At 64.8% G+C, this 17715-nt stretch carries 17 protein-coding genes and 1 pseudogene; 9 read left to right on the forward strand and 9 right to left on the reverse strand.

The window, feature by feature from the left end; translation table 11 throughout:
* Nucleotides 1-6 precede the first annotated feature (6 nt).
* From QW868_RS15360 to QW868_RS15370, 3 genes are all read left to right on the forward strand, one after another.
* Nucleotides 7-579 carry a glycosyl transferase gene (locus tag QW868_RS15360; protein ID WP_315739950.1) on the forward strand — a complete coding sequence of 191 codons (573 nt, stop codon included), beginning with the start codon at nucleotides 7-9 and terminating at the stop codon, nucleotides 577-579.
* 64 nt (nucleotides 580-643) lie between these two features.
* Nucleotides 644-1573 (forward strand): helix-turn-helix domain-containing GNAT family N-acetyltransferase, encoded by a 930-nt coding sequence (locus tag QW868_RS15365; RefSeq protein ID WP_316230859.1) that lies wholly within the window; start codon nucleotides 644-646, stop codon nucleotides 1571-1573.
* Between the two features lie 136 nt (nucleotides 1574-1709).
* Nucleotides 1710-2123, forward strand: a complete 414-nt coding sequence (locus QW868_RS15370; RefSeq protein WP_315757052.1) for a hypothetical protein — start codon at nucleotides 1710-1712, stop codon at nucleotides 2121-2123.
* Between the two features lie 40 nt (nucleotides 2124-2163).
* Here the strand turns inward: QW868_RS15370 and moaB are convergent, their stop codons facing one another.
* Together moaB and QW868_RS15380 are read right to left on the reverse strand one after the other, a co-directional pair.
* Nucleotides 2164-2727, reverse strand: coding sequence for a molybdenum cofactor biosynthesis protein B (gene moaB / locus QW868_RS15375; protein WP_316230860.1), 564 nt, complete (start codon nucleotides 2725-2727; stop codon nucleotides 2164-2166).
* Between the two features lie 9 nt (nucleotides 2728-2736).
* Nucleotides 2737-3657 carry a neutral zinc metallopeptidase gene (locus QW868_RS15380; RefSeq protein ID WP_316230861.1) on the reverse strand — a complete coding sequence of 307 codons (921 nt, stop codon included), beginning with the start codon at nucleotides 3655-3657 and terminating at the stop codon, nucleotides 2737-2739.
* 384 nt (nucleotides 3658-4041) lie between these two features.
* On the opposite strand from QW868_RS15380, the gene QW868_RS15385 reads away from it, so the two are divergent.
* Nucleotides 4042-5175 (forward strand): site-specific DNA-methyltransferase, encoded by a 1134-nt coding sequence (locus QW868_RS15385; protein ID WP_315717257.1) that lies wholly within the window; start codon nucleotides 4042-4044, stop codon nucleotides 5173-5175.
* 3 nt (nucleotides 5176-5178) lie between these two features.
* On the opposite strand, the gene QW868_RS15390 is transcribed toward QW868_RS15385, so the two are convergent.
* The 4 genes from QW868_RS15390 to QW868_RS15405 all read right to left on the reverse strand — a co-directional run bounded on the left by QW868_RS15390 (nucleotide 5179) and on the right by QW868_RS15405 (nucleotide 10536).
* Nucleotides 5179-6195, reverse strand: coding sequence for a hypothetical protein (locus QW868_RS15390; RefSeq protein ID WP_316230862.1), 1017 nt, complete (start codon nucleotides 6193-6195; stop codon nucleotides 5179-5181).
* A gap of 433 nt (nucleotides 6196-6628) precedes the next feature.
* Nucleotides 6629-9163 carry an HWE histidine kinase domain-containing protein gene (locus QW868_RS15395; protein ID WP_316230863.1) on the reverse strand — a complete coding sequence of 845 codons (2535 nt, stop codon included), beginning with the start codon at nucleotides 9161-9163 and terminating at the stop codon, nucleotides 6629-6631.
* Complete coding sequence (locus tag QW868_RS15400) at nucleotides 9160-9753, reverse strand: biliverdin-producing heme oxygenase (protein ID WP_316230864.1); 594 nt, start codon at nucleotides 9751-9753, stop codon at nucleotides 9160-9162. The genes QW868_RS15395 and QW868_RS15400 overlap by 4 nt, the downstream gene beginning before the upstream one ends.
* 162 nt (nucleotides 9754-9915) lie before the next feature.
* The gene (locus QW868_RS15405; RefSeq protein ID WP_316230907.1) at nucleotides 9916-10536 is read right to left on the reverse strand and encodes a glutathione S-transferase family protein; all 621 of its coding nucleotides are present in this window, start codon (nucleotides 10534-10536) and stop codon (nucleotides 9916-9918) included.
* A gap of 1115 nt (nucleotides 10537-11651) precedes the next feature.
* Between QW868_RS15405 and QW868_RS15410 the strand changes: the two genes are divergently transcribed.
* The 3 genes from QW868_RS15410 to QW868_RS15420 are packed head-to-tail and all read left to right on the forward strand — an operon-like array spanning nucleotide 11652 to nucleotide 13083.
* Nucleotides 11652-11810, forward strand: coding sequence for a hypothetical protein (locus tag QW868_RS15410; RefSeq protein WP_316230865.1), 159 nt, complete (start codon nucleotides 11652-11654; stop codon nucleotides 11808-11810).
* Between the two features lie 46 nt (nucleotides 11811-11856).
* Entirely contained in the window at nucleotides 11857-12504 is a 648-nt protein-coding gene (locus QW868_RS15415) for a reverse transcriptase domain-containing protein (RefSeq protein ID WP_316230866.1), read from the forward strand.
* Nucleotides 12505-12531: 27 nt separating this feature from the next.
* Nucleotides 12532-13083, forward strand: coding sequence for a hypothetical protein (locus tag QW868_RS15420; RefSeq protein WP_316230867.1), 552 nt, complete (start codon nucleotides 12532-12534; stop codon nucleotides 13081-13083).
* 146 nt (nucleotides 13084-13229) lie between these two features.
* On the opposite strand, the pseudogene QW868_RS15425 reads toward QW868_RS15420, so the two are convergent.
* The 3 genes and pseudogenes from QW868_RS15425 to mutY form a co-directional block, all read right to left on the reverse strand.
* Nucleotides 13230-13592, reverse strand: a pseudogene (locus QW868_RS15425) (NUDIX domain-containing protein); the annotation flags it as partial.
* A gap of 140 nt (nucleotides 13593-13732) precedes the next feature.
* Complete coding sequence (locus QW868_RS15430; protein ID WP_316230868.1) at nucleotides 13733-14977, reverse strand: HEPN domain-containing protein; 1245 nt, start codon at nucleotides 14975-14977, stop codon at nucleotides 13733-13735.
* Between the two features lie 134 nt (nucleotides 14978-15111).
* Entirely contained in the window at nucleotides 15112-16215 is a 1104-nt protein-coding gene (gene mutY, locus QW868_RS15435) for an A/G-specific adenine glycosylase (RefSeq protein WP_316230869.1), read from the reverse strand.
* Nucleotides 16216-16340: 125 nt separating this feature from the next.
* Here mutY and QW868_RS15440 point away from each other — a divergent pair, with 125 nt between their 5' ends.
* Entirely contained in the window at nucleotides 16341-16820 is a 480-nt protein-coding gene (locus QW868_RS15440; RefSeq protein ID WP_315776155.1) for a DUF721 domain-containing protein, read from the forward strand.
* A 118-nt stretch (nucleotides 16821-16938) separates the two neighbouring features.
* Nucleotides 16939-17595: a DsbA family protein gene (locus tag QW868_RS15445; RefSeq protein WP_315738330.1), complete on the forward strand. Its 657-nt coding sequence runs from the start codon at nucleotides 16939-16941 to the stop codon at nucleotides 17593-17595.
* The last annotated feature ends 120 nt before the right edge of the window (nucleotides 17596-17715 follow it).

Below are 17715 nucleotides of genomic sequence, written 5' to 3' on the forward strand. Positions count from 1 at the left end.
AGGTTCATGCTGAGCGTGATCATCCCGACCGAGGGTGTCGAGCAGACCGCCGTGGCCACCCTGTCCGCGCTGGTGCCAGGCGCCGCGGCCGGTGTCGTCACCGAGGTGCTGCTGGTCGATCGCTCGCCCGATTCCAGCGTGATCGAGCGTGTCGCGGACGTCGCCGGCTGCCACTTCATGAAGTTCGAGGGCTCCCAGGCCGCAGCGCTCGCGGCAGGGGCCGCGAACGCGCGGGCGCCCTGGCTGATGTTTCTGCCCGCTGGCGCGATGCTCGATCCCGGCTGGATCGACGAAACCAGGCAGTTCGTCCAGAGCGTCGCCGCCGCCGGCCAGCCCCGCGCCGGCGTTTTCCGTTACGCCAGGTCTCCTTACGCTGCGATCAGTCTGCGCGAGCGGATGCGATCGGTCGCTCGGGCCCTGGTCGGACCGCTCGGCGACCAGGGCCTGCTGATCGCCCGCGATCATTACCGGCAGGTCGGCGGCTACCAGCCCGATCGAAAGCGTGCCGAGACGCGCCTGTTGCGTCAGCTCGGCCGCTCCTCGCGGACCATGCTGCGCAGCCGGATTGTCATGGTCTAGCATCGGGACGATACTTGCCAAAGTCAATCAATTGATTGACAATGGCAAGTATTGGAGGTGCCACATGATTCCTGCCCCATCCGACGGCCAGGTCGCCACCGTTCGCGCGTTCAACCGCTTCTACACGAGGAAGCTCGGCGCGCTGGACCAGCATCTGCTCGACAGTCCGTTCTCGCTGGCCGAAGCGCGTGTGCTCTATGAGCTGGCGCAGTACGACGCCATCTCGGCCAAGGAGATCGGTCTCTCGCTCGGCCTCGATGCCGGCTATCTCAGCCGCATCGTCCAGAGCTTCGACGAGCAGGGCCTGATCACCCGTACGCCATTGCCGACCGATCGCAGGCAGCAGCAGCTCGGGCTCACCGCCAAGGGACGACAGGCCTATGCCAGGCTCGACCGCAGTTCGCAGAAGGAGATCGCGGCCATGCTGGCGCCGCTGGCGCCATCCGTGCGCGACCGGCTGGTCGGTGCAATGACGACGATCGAGACCGCCCTGGAGCCGCAGCAGCCGGGCCGCTCCCCGGTGCTGCTGCGCAGCCATCGCCCGGGTGACATCGGCTGGGTGGTTTCACGGCACGGCGCCGTCTACGCCGAGGAATATGGCTGGGACGTCTCGTTCGAGGCGTTGGTCGCCGAGATCGGCGCGCAGTTCATCAGGAGCTACGACCCGGCGCGCGAGCACTGCTGGATTGCCGAGCTTGCGGGTGAGCCGGTCGGCTCGATCTTCCTGGTCAAGGGCAGCGACGAGGCCGCCAAGCTGCGGCTGCTGCTGGTCGAGAAGAAGGCCCGCGGTCTCGGCGTCGGCCGGGCCCTGACCGAACAATGCATCCGCTTCGCCCGCGAGAAGAACTACAGGACGATCGAGTTGTGGACGCAAAGCATTCTCACCGCCGCGCGCGACATCTATGCCCGCGCCGGGTTTCGCAAGATCGCCGAGGAGCCGCACGCCATGTTCGGCGTCCCGCTGACGGGCGAGACATGGCGGCTCGAGCTGTAGCCCGCGCCGCCCGGGTTGCAGCAACCGCCGGTAGGCCGAGATCACCCCCACAACACGTTGCGCATGCCGATTGCGAAGTTCCCGCGCGTCGGTAGTATCCCGCCAAACGGGGCGGGTATCAGTAGTGATGGAATCGATGGTGCGATCGAAGCTTGCGGCGCTTGCCGCGCTGGCAGGCTTGTTGGGGGTCGCGGCTGGGACGGCGGCTCACGCCGCGCCCAAAGGACGCGCAACGGTCGCGATTACGCGCACGGCCGATTTCCTCTATTTGGCGGCGCCCGCGGCGATCGAGATCAACGGCGCCAAGGTGGCGAGCCTTGGCCGCGGCGAGAGCTACAGCGGCCCGATTGCGCCGGGCGCCACGACGATCACCGTATCGACATGGTCCTCGCCGGGCTCGTCGAACATTCGTTTCACCGCCGTGCCCGGCAAGACCTATCGAATGGTCGTGGGACCGCGCGGACAGAATTTCGCCGCCAGCATGATGGGCGGCCTCATTGGCGCGGCAATCGAAGGCGGCGGCGCTTTCGAGATCGTACCAACGAAGTGAGACGTGCGATGGACGCGCGGCGCGTCGTCGTGCCGTGGTCCTACGCCGTCGCGCCCTGCGCCTTGGGCCGGCGCAGATGCTCGTCGAGCCGCGGCATGATCTCGACGAAGTTGCAGGGCCGCGTGCGGTAGTCGAGCTGGGCGGCGAGGATGCCGTCCCAGCCGTCGCGGCAGGCGCCCGGTGATCCCGGCAGGCAGAAGATGTAGGTCGCGCCGGCGACGCCGGCCGTGGCCCGGCTCTGGATCGTCGACGTCCCGATCTTGGCGTGGCTCAGCATGTGGAAAGCAATCGAGAAGCCGTCCATGCGCTTCTCGAACAGCGGCTCGATCGCTTCCGGCGTGACGTCGCGGCCGGTGAAGCCGGTGCCGCCGGTGGTGATGACGACGTCGACGCCGGGATCGGCAATCCACGACTTCACGACCGCGCGAATCTTCTCGACGTCGTCGGTGACGATCTCGCGCGCCGCGAGCCTATGGCCGGCAGCGGTCAGGCGGTCACTCAGGGTGGCGCCGGACTTGTCGTCGGCAAGCGAACGCGTGTCGGACACCGTCAGCACGGCGATGTTGAGGGGAATGAAGCTCTTGCGCTCGTCGATCGCCATCATCGCGTCTCCCTACAGCGAACTGGCGCTGAACGTATTGCAGGCCTGCACCGTGCCCTGCCGGTAGCCGATCATGAACCAGCGCTTGCGCTGCGCGGCGGAGCCATGGGTGAACGAATCCGGCACCACGCGTCCGGTCGCCTTCCGCTGCAAGGTGTCGTCGCCGATCGCCGAGGCCGTCGTCAGCGCGGCGTCGATGTCGCCCTCCTCGAGGAAGCCCGGACGCTTCTTGGCCTCGCGATTGACCCAGACCCCGGACAGGCAGTCGGCCTGCAGCTCGACCTTGACCTGCAGCGCGTTGGCTTCGGCCTTGTTGTCCGACTGCTGCTGCATCCGCGTCACGCGCGGCAGGATGCCGAGCAGGTTCTGGATGTGGTGCCCGGCCTCGTGCGCAATGATGTAGGCCGCGGTGAACTTGCAGGCGCTGCCCGAGCAGCCCCGGAAGCGCGTCTCAACCTCGCGGAAGAAGTTGGTGTCGAGGAAGATCTGCCGGTCCGGCGGACAGTAGAACGGTCCCATCGCAGACTGCGCCATGCCGCAGCGGCCGCCATTGGTGCTGTTGCGAAACAGCACGATCTTGGGCCCGGTATAATTCTGGCCGCTGGCCTGGAAGATCTCGCTCCAGCGGTCGTCGATCTCGCCGAGCACGCCGGAGATCATGTCGCCCATCTCGTCCTTGGGTGCGCCCGTCCGGCCCGGCGAGCGCCGGTCCGCCTGCTGGGTCGGCGCGCCGCCATGGCTCAGCATCTCGGCGCCGCCGATCAGGATGCGCGGATCGATGCCGAAGGCATAGCCGATCAGGCCGAGCACGATGATGGTGCCGATGCCCAGCCCGCCGCCGCCGATCGGCAGACCCATACCACCGCCCATCCCGCCGCCTTCGTCGCGACGGTCGTCGATGTCGTCGCTGCGACGGAAATCATCGTAACGCATGGGCGGCCTTTCCTCACGATTCTTGCGCGGCTCTGCGCGAAATGCCTAACGCGGCAAACAGGTAAAATTTCCACTGTGTTAATCAATAACCCGGCCGGCAAATTTTGCCTAGCGCCGCCAAAAAAGCCGGCCCGCGCCGAACCTCGATCGGCTGCGCTCGCGCGCGACCGGCGCGAAAAACCCATCGCAATCGGCGTCTTGCGCAGAGACCATCGTGCATCGACGAACGGAATTCGTCGCTGGTGCGCGTGATGAAAGCGTGCGCATCGATGCGAATAATTTTCCGGGTTAAGTCCATTTTTACTTTGCCGGGTCAATGTGTGGGCAGTCGGTTGTTAGGTCCCGCGTCGCCGACAGCGTCGCCTGAGTCAGAGTTCTTGAGTCATGGTAGAGTCGCGTCGCGGGGCGTCTGCAAGGGCGCCCCGCACTAAATTTCAGACCCTCGAAGAGCAACGAATCATCGTCGGCGACTGCGTCGCCGAGATGTCGAAACTGCCAGGCGCATCGGTCGACCTGGTGTTTGCAGATCCTCCCTACAATCTGCAGCTCAAGGGCGAGCTCAAGCGTCCCGACGAATCGCAGGTCGATGCGGTCGACGACGATTGGGACAAGTTCTCCTCGTTCTCCGCCTATGACGACTTCACGCGCGCCTGGCTGCTCGCCGCGCGCCGCCTGATGAAGCCGAGCGCAACGATCTGGGTGATCGGCTCCTATCACAACATCTTCCGCGTCGGCGCGATCATGCAGGATCTCGGCTTCTGGATCCTCAACGACATCGTCTGGCGCAAGTCCAACCCGATGCCGAACTTCCGCGGCCGCCGCTTCACCAACGCGCACGAGACCATGATCTGGGCCGCGCGGGACGAGAAGGCGAAGGGCTACACGTTCAACTACGAAGTGCTGAAGGCCGCCAACGAGGACGTCCAGGCGCGCTCGGACTGGCTGATTCCGCTGTGCACGGGCGAGGAACGGCTGAAGGACGGCGATGGCAAGAAAATCCATCCGACGCAGAAGCCGGAAGGCCTGCTGGCGCGGGTGCTGCTGTCATCCTCGAAACCCGGCGATCTGGTGATCGATCCGTTCAACGGCACCGGCACGACCGGAGCCGTGGCAAAACGCCTCGGCCGCCGCTACATCGGCTTCGAGCGCGACAAGGTCTATGCGAAGGCGGCAGAGCGGCGCATCGCCGCGGTCGAGCCGCTGCCGGAGGCAACGCTCGCACCGTTCATGACGGCGCGCGAAGCGCCTCGCGTCGCCTTCTCGGAGCTGATCGAGCGCGGCATGATCGCGCCCGGCACCAAGCTCGTCGACTCCAAGCGCCGCCACGGCGCGCTGGTGCGCGCCGATGGGGCCATCATGCTGGGTGACAAGGTCGGTTCGATCCACCGCATCGGCGCGGTGGCGCAAGGTCTGCCGGCCTGTAACGGCTGGACCTTCTGGCACGTCGAGACCAAGGGCGGCCTCAGGCTGATCGACGAGTTGCGCGCCGAGATCCGCTCCGAGATGTCCGCCGCCTGACGCTCACGAATTCCGGCGCTCCTGTCCGGAATAGCGCGCCAGCAGGTCTTCGACCTCGTACTGCTCGTGGTAGCGAACGTCGTCGCGCGGCACGACCGAGACCTGTGCGGTGGGCTGCGACGATTTACCCCTGCGTCCCGCCAGGGCCGGATAGTAGCTGTCCACCGGCGGCAGGTGCATGCGATCGAGCTCGGGCTCCGCCGGCCAACGCGTGACGCGCCGGGCGGCCACCGGCTCGATGCGAAGCTGCCGCCTGCCCCGGGCGCGCGCAAACAGCACGCTAATCGAGAAGCCCGCAATCGCGACTGCGCCGAGGAAAGCAAACATCCGCGTCCTGGACGCATCATCCCCGGACATGCCGATCATCACGGCCGGCGAGGCATCCGCAGCGGCCAGCGCCGGCGTCGCGGGAGCGGCCGCTTCCGCGGCGCTCGTGTCACTGGCGGCCGCGAGCGTGTAGGAGGACGCGCGGGGCGCGGCGGGCTCCGCCGCTGCCGGCCGCGTGCCGGACTGGTCGGGCCAACGCGTCGCAACAGCAGATTCGTTCACGGCCGCACCGACCGGGTCGGGCGCCGCCGGCGCTGACGCGACGGGCGCTGGCGCGGCCGGAAATGCGGCAACCGACGGAAACGCAGACGTCGCCGGCACAGACGGCGCGGCGGTCGGTGTCGAGGACACGACCTTCACCTCATCGGCGGCGTCCTTGGACGACGATTGGATCTCGGCACGTGCATTGGCCGCGGTCGACGAGAGCTGAGCACGTTCCTTCTGCGAGGCGAGCTTGCGCGTGACGAGCGACGCGCCCTTCGCCTCGCGATCGTCGTCGCGCAGATACCAGCACTGCTTCTTCGTCGCGCGATCGATGCGATAGAACCAGTGCTTCCCCGCCGGCGTTCCCGCAGGCTTTGCAAGGCATTCGTCAGCAGCCGATGCCGGTGTAAACTCGATTGTCGCCGCAGCCGCTCCCGCCAGCACGGCGACAGCAACGCGCGGCAACAAACTCGTCGTTCGATTCGTCATCACACCTCCGACGATTCAACGCGCCCCCGCTGCGCCGTTTCGGCGATGACTTCGTTCGGAATAAGGCTGCGGAGGTTCCATTTGTCGAAACAATGTTAGAACAGCGGTGTCCTTTGGATGCGTTCTAATATTTTTGGGCTGTTTTGTCGCAGCAACAGTGGGAATTCGCGTTGATACGACGACGACACGCGTGCTGCGCCATTCGAGACAACACGCGGATGTGAGAAAACCCAAGACTGAAATCCTGAATGCCAATCACCGCAAGGCGTAGTCCAGAGATTGATGCGCGTGCGCCTCACTTGATCTAAGTCAATGACTCTCGACGGTCCCACGCGTGTACGACGGCGTCGGACAAACTCGCCGCTTCATCGACGTACGCTCGCCATGGCCGTTGCGAACATGACGCGCACATCGACCACACGCCGCGCCCCGCTCACTTCATCATCTTCGTCAACGCCTTCTCGACCAGCTCGCGCGTGTACGGCTTCTGAATGATCGGCGCGTCTGACAGCTCGGGCGGAATCGGCGCGCGCTCGCCATAGCCGGTGGCGAACATGAAGGGCACGCCGAGCTCCTTCAGCCGGTGCCCGACCGGCAGGCTGCTCTCCGCGCCGAGGTTGATGTCGAGCAGCGCGAAGCCCGGCACCGCGCGCTCGATCGCCTTCAGCGCCTGACCGACCGAAGCCGCCGTGTCGACTTGCCGCGCACCGAGCTCGAGCAGAATCACTTCGGCGCCCATCGCGATGATCAAATTGTCCTCGACGATCAGCGCGGCGCCTGAGAGACGCGGCGTCGGCTCCTGCTTCTGCTCGGGACGTGGGACCGCGCCGGTCGGCACCGGAACCAGCTGGACGAAATTGGCGGGAATCATGAAGCGGGCCTGAACGCCGAGCAGATCAAAGCGAATCTCGGCGTCGCCCTTGAGATCGAATGGCACCGACCGCTCGATGATGGTGGTGCCGAAGCCGCGGCGCGTCGGCGGCTGCACCGGAGGTCCGCCGCTCTCCTTCCAGTCGATGACGAGGCTTGCGCCGGGATCCAGTCGCCACGCCACCTGAACCTGCCCGGTGGAGTCGGCCAGCGCGCCGTATTTCGCCGAGTTCGTCATCATCTCATGCACGACGAGCGCGAGCGTCCCGAACGCCTTGGGGTCGAGCGCGACGTCCGGCCCTTCCATCCGCACCCGCGCGGCCCGCGAGCCGAGATAGGCGCCCGCCTCCGACTCCAAGAGCGCGCGCAGCGCAACCGGCGCCCAGTTGAGATTGGTGATCTGGTCGTGGGCACGCGCCAGAGCCTGGATGCGGCCGCCGAGCACCGCGGCGAAGTCCTCGACCGAGGTCGAGGTCTCCTTGCTCTGCGCGACCAGGCCGCGCACGAGACTGAGGATGTTGCGAACGCGGTGATTGAGCTCGGCGATCATGAGCTCCTGCCGCTCCTGGGCGCCGCGGCGCTCGCGCGCGGCGAGCTCCGACAGTTGCAGGATCACCTCCAGCAGGGTGATGCGCAGGCTCTCGGCGATGCGCAGATCCGCCGCTGACCATGGCTTCGACTGGCCGGCCACCGTCTGCTGCCACAGCTCGAAGCTCTTGCGTGGCGTGAGGCGCGGCCCGAGCGGGCCTTCGGCGTAGGTCTTGTTGGGATCGCCCGCCCAGTTGACCGAGCGCAGCACCTCGCGCCGGAAGAAGATCAGGCAGTCGCGCGGCGTGCGCGAAATCGGAACGGCGAGGAAGCCGGCGGCGCGATCGCGGAACGCCTCGCCCGCCGCGTACACCTTGGCAATCTCGGCGCTGGCGCAGATGCGGCCGGGGGATGTCCGGTTGATGAAGCCGATCAGGTCCTGCACCTCCTCTTCGGACGGCGTCTCGCCGTCGAGCGTGATCTCGTCATCGGACCACACGGCAATGCCGTCGCATTCGATCATCTGCCGATAGTCGGCGACGAAGTCGAGGATCGCTCGCTTGCTGTGGGCGTGCAGAGCCGCACGCTCGATCAGACGCTCCTGGATCTGATGCGCGCGCGTCTCATAGGCGACGTCGGTCTCCCGCTCGCGGGCCTCGAGCAGCCAGGAGTACATCTGGCCGAACAGCTCGGCCGCAGTGCGCTTCTCGAACGACAGGTGATGCGGCGCATAGTGATGACAAGCGAACAGGCCCCAGAGCTTGCGTTCGCGCAGGATCGAGACCGACATCGACGCGCCGACGCCCATGTTGCGGAGATATTCGATGTGGATCGGCGAGACCGCGCGCAGCACGCTCATCGACAGGTCGAGCAGGCCGGCATTGTGCGACGGCGTCGACAGCAGCCGCGCCGGCGCGGCGTCGATGTCGGCGATGATCCGCAGCCAGTTGCGCTGATAGAGCTGCCGCGCCTGCCTGGGAATGTCCGAGGCCGGATAATGCAGCCCGAGGAACGGCTCCAGGCCGGAGCCCGCGGCCTCGGCAATCACTTCGCCCGAGCCGTCCGGATGAAAGCGATACACCATCACCCGATCGAATCCGGTCAGCAGCCTGAGCTGGCGCGCCGCCTCCTGCGCGAGGTCCATCATCCCCGTCGTCTTGCGGATGCGGCCGAGCATCAGCCGGACCAATTCGCCGGAATTGACGCCGGGCTCGATCAGGCTCGGCTCTGCCTCGACGACGAGATACGCACCGGAAAAATGGATGGCGAGGTCGAACAGCCGGCCCCGGCCCTGAAGATCGACGCCGAACACACGCTCGACCGCGTCCGGACCGCTGAGATAGTCGACCCGGGCACGGATCGCCGTCACGGCGGCTTCCGAGAGCACGGCGTCGAGCGGCTGCTGCAGCAGCCAACCGATGTCGCCGCCGAGAAAGTCCGGCGCGTTCTCCGAGGCCATGCAGATGGTGAAGTCCGACACCAGCGCCAGCAGGAAGCCAAACGGCTGGACGCTCCCGGGAACATGGATCGGCTCGCGATCGCAATTGGTGAGGTTGACCGGCTCGTTCATGCTGCTGCCATCGCCTTCGCAAACACCGCGAACGCTGCGCGCGCACTCACGATCATCCTGACTTCATCATCGGCTGTCGTCCTCTCTTTCGCGAATTGTGACAGGAAGCTGCGCCACAAGCCCTGCCCCGCGCCATGGCCGAGATAGCGCGTCGCGCGTCTCACCCGCGGATCGGCGGAGGCCGCGACCATGCGCAGCAGATAGGCCGCGCCGAGCCGCGATCCTTCCAGCACGTAGAGCGTGCCGAATACGCCCGCACGGTCGAGCGAGGGGGCGGGAAGGTTCATCGGAACCGGCACGGCACCGAAATCCGCGAGATCGCTGGCGATCGCCTGCGATCGTCGGCGCTGCGGCCAGTCCTCGATCAGATCATCCACCCCGGCCTGATCGAGCGCCGCCTCCAACGGCAGCAGCGCGGCTGCGCTGGCCTGCAGGAACCGGCGGTAATGAGCCGTGGTGGTGAGATCGAAATGAACGAGCCCCTCATCCAGCGCGCGGTGCGCCGAGGCCGTTGCCGCCTTCAGTCTCTCGCGGATGCTCTCGGTGCCGGTCGCGCGCAAACGGTCATCTGAAACGGCAGCCGGCAACATCAAGGGGTCCCAGAAAAGGAGATCGGTCGCAGGCGCGCCACGGCCTCCTGCAACGTCGATGGCCGGAGCTGGGTTCCGGCTTCGCGCTGCTATTTTTTCCGCTCTCCCGATGCGCCGTGCTGGCGGGCGGCTGTTCCGACGCCATGGCCTCGAGGATGGCCGTCAGCCCGCCAGCTCGGCCAGCGCCTTCTTGACGGCCGGCCGCCCGGACATGCGGCCAAAATGGTCGGCGACCTTCGGGAAGGCGTTGATGTCGACGCCGTCGCCTTCGAGCCATTGGGCGATCGTGAACAAATAGGGATCGCAGATCGTGTACTGCTCGCCCATCACCCACGGGCCGCGCAGCATCTTCTGCTCGATCAGCGCGAAGCAGGCGCTCATCGTCTCCGGCACCTTCTTCTTCATGTCGGCGAAGGAGGACTCTTCGGTGGCCCAGCGATAGCCCCGCATCTTGTGCGCGTGGGCGATGTGGACCGTCGAGCAGAGATAGCTGTTGAACGACTGCACCTCGGCAAAGGCGAAGATGTCGTCGAGCGGCGCAAGCCGCGCCTCCGGAAAGCGCTGCGCGACATAGGCGAGCATCGCCGGCGTCTCGGTCAGAACCCCCTGCTCCGTCACCAGCGCCGGCACGCGCCCTTTGGGATTGATCGCGAGATAGTCCGGGCTGTTCTGCTGGTTGGTCTTGAAGCTGAGCTTCTCGGCGACGTAGTCGGCGCCGGTCTCGGCGAGCGCGATGTGTGAAGCGAGCGCGCAGGTGCCCGGCGCGACATAGAGCTTGAGCATGGTGATCCCTGACAGATGATGTCCGACCCTATCTGCACCCAACCAGACCGTCCACCCCTGGCCGCCCGCGTGCGCCGTCATGGGCGATCTGCATTCTGCGGGCCGCGTGCTCGACCCGCGCGGATCCGGACACGACCCGGGCCGATCGATGGCGATGCGACGACAGACATCCCGATGAAGGACATCCCGATGAAGGACATGACCTCACCCTCTCGCGGCGCGCAGCGCCCGAGGTGTTGCCGGGAAGGACCCTCGCAAATGAGGAGGGCGCAGGGAATGCCGGGTGCTGGCCGCAACCCATGGCCCGCCTGCAGAAAGATAAGCAGGCGGCAGTCACCACAGGTCCAGCCGGTCATCCGGCATTCCCTGCGCGATGGGCTTACGTCTTATACGTGATCTCCCTGGTGCGCCGGGCTTTCTGGCCACCATCCCCACGCGAAGCGAGGCCTCGTCGCGAGTTGACATCAGCGTCGGGATGTCAGGACCACACGATTTCGACGTCCGCGAAAGACCTCGCACCCGCGCCACGCCGGCAAGCCGCCGCAGCGCTGCACGAGGCCGGTCGACATCGCTCGTCCTGACGACGCCGTCGCAGCCACCGCATCCCGCCCCGCGTGTCGTGACGACGCGTACGCCCCTCCTGCCGGGACGGAACGGGGACGATAAGACACCTGATTTGGGGTGGGAGTCAAGAAATATTCTGAAAAACGGAATACGGCAAGAGCGAATCGCCGACAACGATCAGGATGCCGGTAAGGTTGGGGCTGCGCGCACTGATGCGATCCGGTCTGTCGGGCTAGGTCTTAGAACCAGCTCGGACCTCGGCACCCAGACCTAGGCACAGTTACATCCCCGATCGCCTCGACAGCCACATAGAATAAAAAGAACATAGGCATATTAGTAGAAGGCCCTTGAAACTGGGAACCCGCATCTATACGTTGTAGTTCTCCGTTGGCGATGACCTGGCGATCCCGGACGCTCTGTACGTAATGGTATGGGACGTTCCGGTTCGGACAACTGGTACGCGACGCTATGTAACGTATCAGATGCTTCTCGGTTGACGACTCCAAGTTATTGGGTCGCGGGTAGCTGGCGGTGAACGATGGAGACGCCGCATGCGCAAACTTTTGGCACGTGTGGCGACCCTTACCCGCAAGGTCGCGGAATGGTTGATCCCGGTTCTTACCGTTATCAAGCTTCTGATCGAAATTGTGGGTAAGGTCGCCAACTGCCATGATCGTAAATTACGAGTTCAAGTATCACTCGCGCGGTAAGTGGTTCTTCAGACCGAACGAAAAGTGCATCCGTCGTGGCGAACGAATGCTCGCGTTTTTCAGGCGCCGCGTCATCTTTCCCGATTACATGTACCACTTCAAGAAAGGCGGTCACGTCGCGGCTCTGCACGCGCACCTGAACAACGCGCTCTTCTTCAAAATCGATATCCAGAACTTCTACTACTCCATCGCCCGAATGCGCGTGACGCGCGCGCTGCGTGAGTGGCGCTATCCCGGCGCTGGCCATTTTTCGATGTGGTCCTGCGTCAAAAATCCGCTCCCAGGGCCAAAACACGCTCTGCCAATCGGCTTCGTGCAGTCACCAGTTCTCGCCAGCCTCGTGCTGATGAAGTCGGAGGTGGCGGACGCGATTGAGCGAGCGCGGGCCAACGGCGTGTGTATCTCGGTCTACCTGGATGACTTCATAGGTTCACACAACGACGTGGCCGTCCTAACGGCAGCGTACGAAGACATCCGCGATACCTGCCTGAAAGCGCGATTCATTCCAAACCCTACGAAGTTGGTGTCACCACAGGCGGCCATCACTGCTTTCAACTGCGACCTGACGAAGGGGTCGGCTGAAGTGACGGCGGCGCGTGTGGCGAAGTACATGGCCCAACCGGACAGAACGGCGCTTTCTGACGCCGGCTTCGACCAGTACCGGGATCTCGTTCGGTCGCAGAATGTCCCCTAAGAAGAGAGCGCCGCCGGTTTCCCGACGATGGACGAAGAGATCGAAATGAAGGATGTCTATGCCCAATTCGGGCAGACATTCTCATTTGGGGTCAATGTCGAAGGCATCCTGGCCAACATGATCCTCACCGCCGACTTCATTAAGCGCATGCGCGAAGAGGCCAAGCAAAACGGCGGACCGAAATACGACGCATACACCATAGGCCGCATGCTCGATGACTACCTTGCCGAACAGCACGACAAAACAATGGGCCAGTTGATCAAGGCCAAGGGCGGCGTCAAAGAATTTATCACACTCGACCCCGCACTCGAAAAACGAGTCGACGACGCGTTGCGGCGGCGCAATTACCTCGCGCATGACTTCTGGCGCGAGCGAGGGAAGGAGGCCGCATCAGTCAAACGCCGCGCCGCCGTATTCGTGGACCTATTAGCCGATCAACAGTTCTTCGCCGAGTTGGCGAAGGATCTGGAGGACGTCGCTTTGGATGAGGTCCGGAAGGTCGGTCTCGATGCCGACAAACTCAAAGCGAACATCGACGCGAGCGTGCTAAGGGTCCAGGGGGAGTTGGATTTAGGGTGAAAGTGCTGAATTGCGGTGCATCCGCCGAAATGGTGCGCACATCGTAGGCAAAAGCGCAACGTGAGGTGATACTGTTGGGGCGCCTTTGCCCACCCTACATCAGCCGGCTGGCGAACGGTCTTTCAGCCTCCATCGCACCCGCAGCTTTAATCTCCAAGACCGTGCACGACGACCTTGCGTATGACGTTGGGAAGAGCCTCGCGGTCCAGCGTTGCGACCCGCACCCAGCGCATGCCGTCCGGTGCGCGCGTCCGCGCCGGCGCCTCGGCGGTGTAGACCACGAGTTCCAGCGGGAAGTGTGTGAAGACGTGGGTGATGACACCAAGTTTTCGGTGCCAACCGATCACGCCCGCCACCTTCGACGCCTGCGCTAACGCCGCCGCATCGTCTTGCCCGGCAAGCCATTCCGAGCCGGGTACTTCTGTCATGCCGCCGAGCAGGCCCTTTGCGGCGCGCGAGCGGACCAGCAGTTCGTCACCTCTGACGACGATGAAGGCGGCGCCGCGGCGCCAGCGGCAATCTAGGTAGGGGCCGTCGCGAACCGGCTCGACATATGCGCTAAGCGCGTGGGCGGGCCGCCGGGTCGGTTTGGCAAAGCGCTGGCGTGATACACGAAATGCGCTGCTTCGAACGCGAGTAGGGAGGATGGTCAGTGGTCCGTCCGTGGCTCAAGCTCGAATTTCTGCCAGTCCGGCTTTGTGCCCAAAGCAAGAAAACTCTGGATCAGCGCGACGTAGATTTGTGAGCATTCGTTCACGGTCGCTTCAAGATCGCTGAGGTCTTTCGAATTCATGCTGCCGCCATGTGTAGCCCTGCTCCTAAGGCCGTACATATGATTTAGCTTCCCGCGGAGCGCCTGCCGAACGTCGAGAGCGCCGCCGATCATTTGACTGGACCGAACCGCGACCTTCCAGCTCGCGGGAGCATTATCGCCCCTCCCACCGCCTACAGCGATTTCGAACGCGAGAACAAGATCGAGCACGCGGTCTATAAAATGATGGCGGCACTTGCTGAGCACGAACCGGTCAATGGAGCGCGCGAGGCTCGACCGCGTGTCGTCAGGAAGCTTGCCGTATGTTTCCCAGTCGTGCTTGATCCTCCGGGCGTCGACGGGCACCGCCGCGTGGATGCGTGGCATGATCTCGGGAAGTATCCACTCGGGCCACTTTTCCCCCTCCGAAAACTCAAGCTCGCGGTTCTCGTAATCGACCCAGGTGCACAGCGCCAATGGATGACCGGTAGTCGCTGCCTGGATGAAGCTCCAAAATTCCTTAGCGATCATCTGCCGGTCGTAGACCTGTCCGAAGCAATAGCCGTATTCGCTTATGAACGACACGTCAGGAATCGTCAGTTCGAACGCAGCTCCCGGGGCGCCGTAATGCGTTGGAGATAGCCATAAGTCTGGCCCTGCGTGATCTTTGGCCCGGTCCAGTATCCGGCTCCTGTTGAACGTATCTGGCAGCGCGTTAAATGGTAGCACCCGCATCTCATCCGATATCTTGACCTCCTCTTCGACGGAGAAGCCCCAGATCGCGCCCCGAAGGTGCGCTTTCGCCTTTTGTGTGGTCAGGAGTTGGATGAGCCAGTCGGCTGCAAACGGCAGATCGTCGACCCACATCGTTCCGTCCCAGCTACTTCGCTTGTCAAAAAATCGAGGTGCCAAGAGCGATGACGTTATGACCGGCGCCGAGGAGCCGTTGAACAGAATTTTGCCCGCCACGGCTTTATAGACTTCGCAGCGCTCGATGGCTGAAGCCAGCTCGTCGAGAATGGCTTTCGGCCTAAAGATCGCGAGCGAGGCAGTCGGTGGGATTTTCTTGAAATTATCGTGTGCGCGCTCGATAGCTGCGACGAGAATTTCGCGGTCCCTTTGGTGATGCAATTCGTCCTCCACTCATCTCGTCCATGCGATCCGTCCGACGGCTCACTTCCGGTTGCCCCGAGAGCGGACATCGCGGACGCAGATCGAAACGGCCAATCGCCAAGGCGAGGAACTCAAAACGAGTCCGCTCTTTCAAACGCGCAGCCTCACTGGCCGAGACCATGCGCCACGACCTTGCGCATCACGTTGGGCAGCGCCTCGCCGTCGAGCGTGGCGATCGGGACCCAGCGCATGCCGTCCGGCGCGCGCGTCCGGGCGGGCACACGCGCCGTGTAGACCACGAGTTCCAGCGGGAAATGGGTGAAGACGTGGGTGACGACGCCGAGCTTGCGGTGCCAGCGCTTTACGCCGGCCAGCTCGGGCGCCTGGGCGAGCGCGTCGGCATCGTCCTGGCCGGCGAGCCATTCCGAGCCGGGAACCTCGGTCATGCCGCCGAGCAGGCCCTTTGCGGGGCGGGAGCGCACCAGCAGCTCGTCGCCCCTGGTGACGACGAAGGCGGCGCCGCGCCGGAGCGTGCCGGTCTTCTTGGCGGCCTTGCGCGGGAACGTGTCCTGGTCGCCGCGCTCGCGTGCGGCGCAGTCCTCGCTCAAGGGACACAGCGAGCAGGCCGGCTTCTTCGGCGTGCAGATGGTGGCGCCGAGATCCATCAGCGCTTGCGCGCTGTCGCCGGCGCGGGACGGCCCGAGCAGGGTCGCCGCGAGCGCCTGGATCTGCGGCTTGGCCTGCGGCAAGGCCTCCTCCACCGCGAACAGCCGCGACACCACGCGCTCGATGTTGCCGTCGACCGGCATGGTCAGCCGATCGAACGCGATCGCGGCGATGGCGGCCGCGGTGTACGGACCGACGCCGGGCAGCGCGCGCAGCCCCTCCTCGGTGTCCGGGAACGCGCCGCCATGCTCGCGCAGCACGGCGACGGCGCAGGCATGCAGGTTGCGCGCCCGCGAATAATAGCCGAGGCCGGCCCACATCCTGAGCACGTCGTCGAGCTCGGCGCCGCCGAGCGCGGTGACATCAGGCCAACGCGACAGGAACTTCTCGAAATATGGCCCGACGGCTTTCACCGTGGTCTGCTGCAGCATGATCTCGGACAGCCAGACGCGATAGGGATCGGAGCGCTGCCCGGCCGGCGCGCGCCACGGCAGCCGCCGCTGGTGGCGGTCGTACCAGGCGAGCAGTTGCACGGGACGCTCGGCGGAGGCGCGATTCTCTGATCGGCTCTTGCGCTTGGAAGGAAGGGCTGATGACACCATTGGCTTAATCTAGTACGTCAGGAGCCATCGTCGCCCGCTGGACCGCAGTCTCGTCTGCGGCATCCACGGCTTTCTTCGAGCCCCGGCGGCTCGGACGGGCGGCAGACCATGAGAAGCCTGCATCGATGGCAAAGCCCGGCCGCCTCACCGCAAAGCCATTGTCGCTCATGATGGGCGACGTGCTGTCGGCCGCCTATGCCAAGCAGGGGTTTGCCGCGCGCGAGCTGGTCACGCGCTGGCCGGAGATCGCCGGCCGCGACATCGCCGACCATGCCCAGCCGCTGAAGATGCAATGGCCGCGGCCGGTCGAGGGCCAGCCGCAGGAGCCGGCGACCTTGATCCTGCGCGTCGAGGGGCCGATGGCGCTGGAGATCCAGCATTCGTCGGACGTGATCCTGGAGCGGGTCAATCGCTTCTTCGGTTGGCACGCGGTGGGCAAGCTGGCGCTGCGCCAGGGGCCGCTGTTGCGCCCCCCGGTGAAGCGCCGCCCGGTGCCGCCCGATCCGAACACGGTGGCGAAAGTCGCGCAGACCCTGACCGCCATCGAGGACGACGCCCTGCGCGACGCCCTGGCCCGCCTGGGCGCCGCCATCAAGCGAAATTGACGCTTCCCGTTTGATCCCGGTTTGCGGCCCGGCATTGCCTCAAGCTGGGTTTCAAGCTAGCGAAAAGCCGAGTTACGAGTGTTTCAGGCGCGAGATGCGCCCATTCCGGAGCAGAGCCTTGATCATCACCCGCCGCGCCTTCACCGCAGCCTTGTCGCTGACCGGCCTCGCCGCTCTGGCGGGCCTGTCCCCGCTGCGGCTGATCTCGGACGCCATGGCCCAGAGCGCCACCGATGTCGCCAAGCCGGTGTCGCTGCCGGACATGGCGATCGGGCCGGCCGACGCCGCCGTCACCATCACCGAATATGCCTCGATGACCTGCCCGCATTGCGCCGCGTTCAACGCGACCGTGTTCCCGAAGCTGAAGGCCGAATACATCGATACCGGCAAGGTGCGCTACATCTTCCGCGAGTTCCCGCTCGACATCAAAGCCGCCGCCGGCTCGATGCTGACGCGCTGCATCGCCAATGGCGATGCGCAGAAGTATTTTGCGGTCACCGACATGCTGTTCCGCTCGCAGAACGACTGGGTGGTGAAGAACACGACCGAGACGCTGACGCGGATCGGCAAGCAGGCCGGCCTCAGCCAGCAGCAGGTCGAGGCCTGCCTGAAGGACCAGGCGCTGCTCGACAAGATCGCCGCCGACCAGAAATACGCGAGCGACATTCTGAAAGTCGATTCGACGCCGACCTTCTTCATCAACGGCGAGAAGATCAAGGGCGAGACTTCGATCGAGGAGTTTCAGAAGAAGATCAACCCGCTTCTGAAGAGCTGATTCGAATCACTGAGTCCTCAGAGACACAGCGCGGCCCCTCAATGGGGCCGCTTCTGTGGCGTGGGCCGTTCGCCACGAGAAAGCCTTGGAAAAGCAGGGCCGGCGGGTTGCCCTGGGGAC

The organism is Bradyrhizobium sp. SZCCHNR1051, assembly GCF_032489615.1.
GTDB lineage: Bacteria > Pseudomonadota > Alphaproteobacteria > Rhizobiales > Xanthobacteraceae > Bradyrhizobium.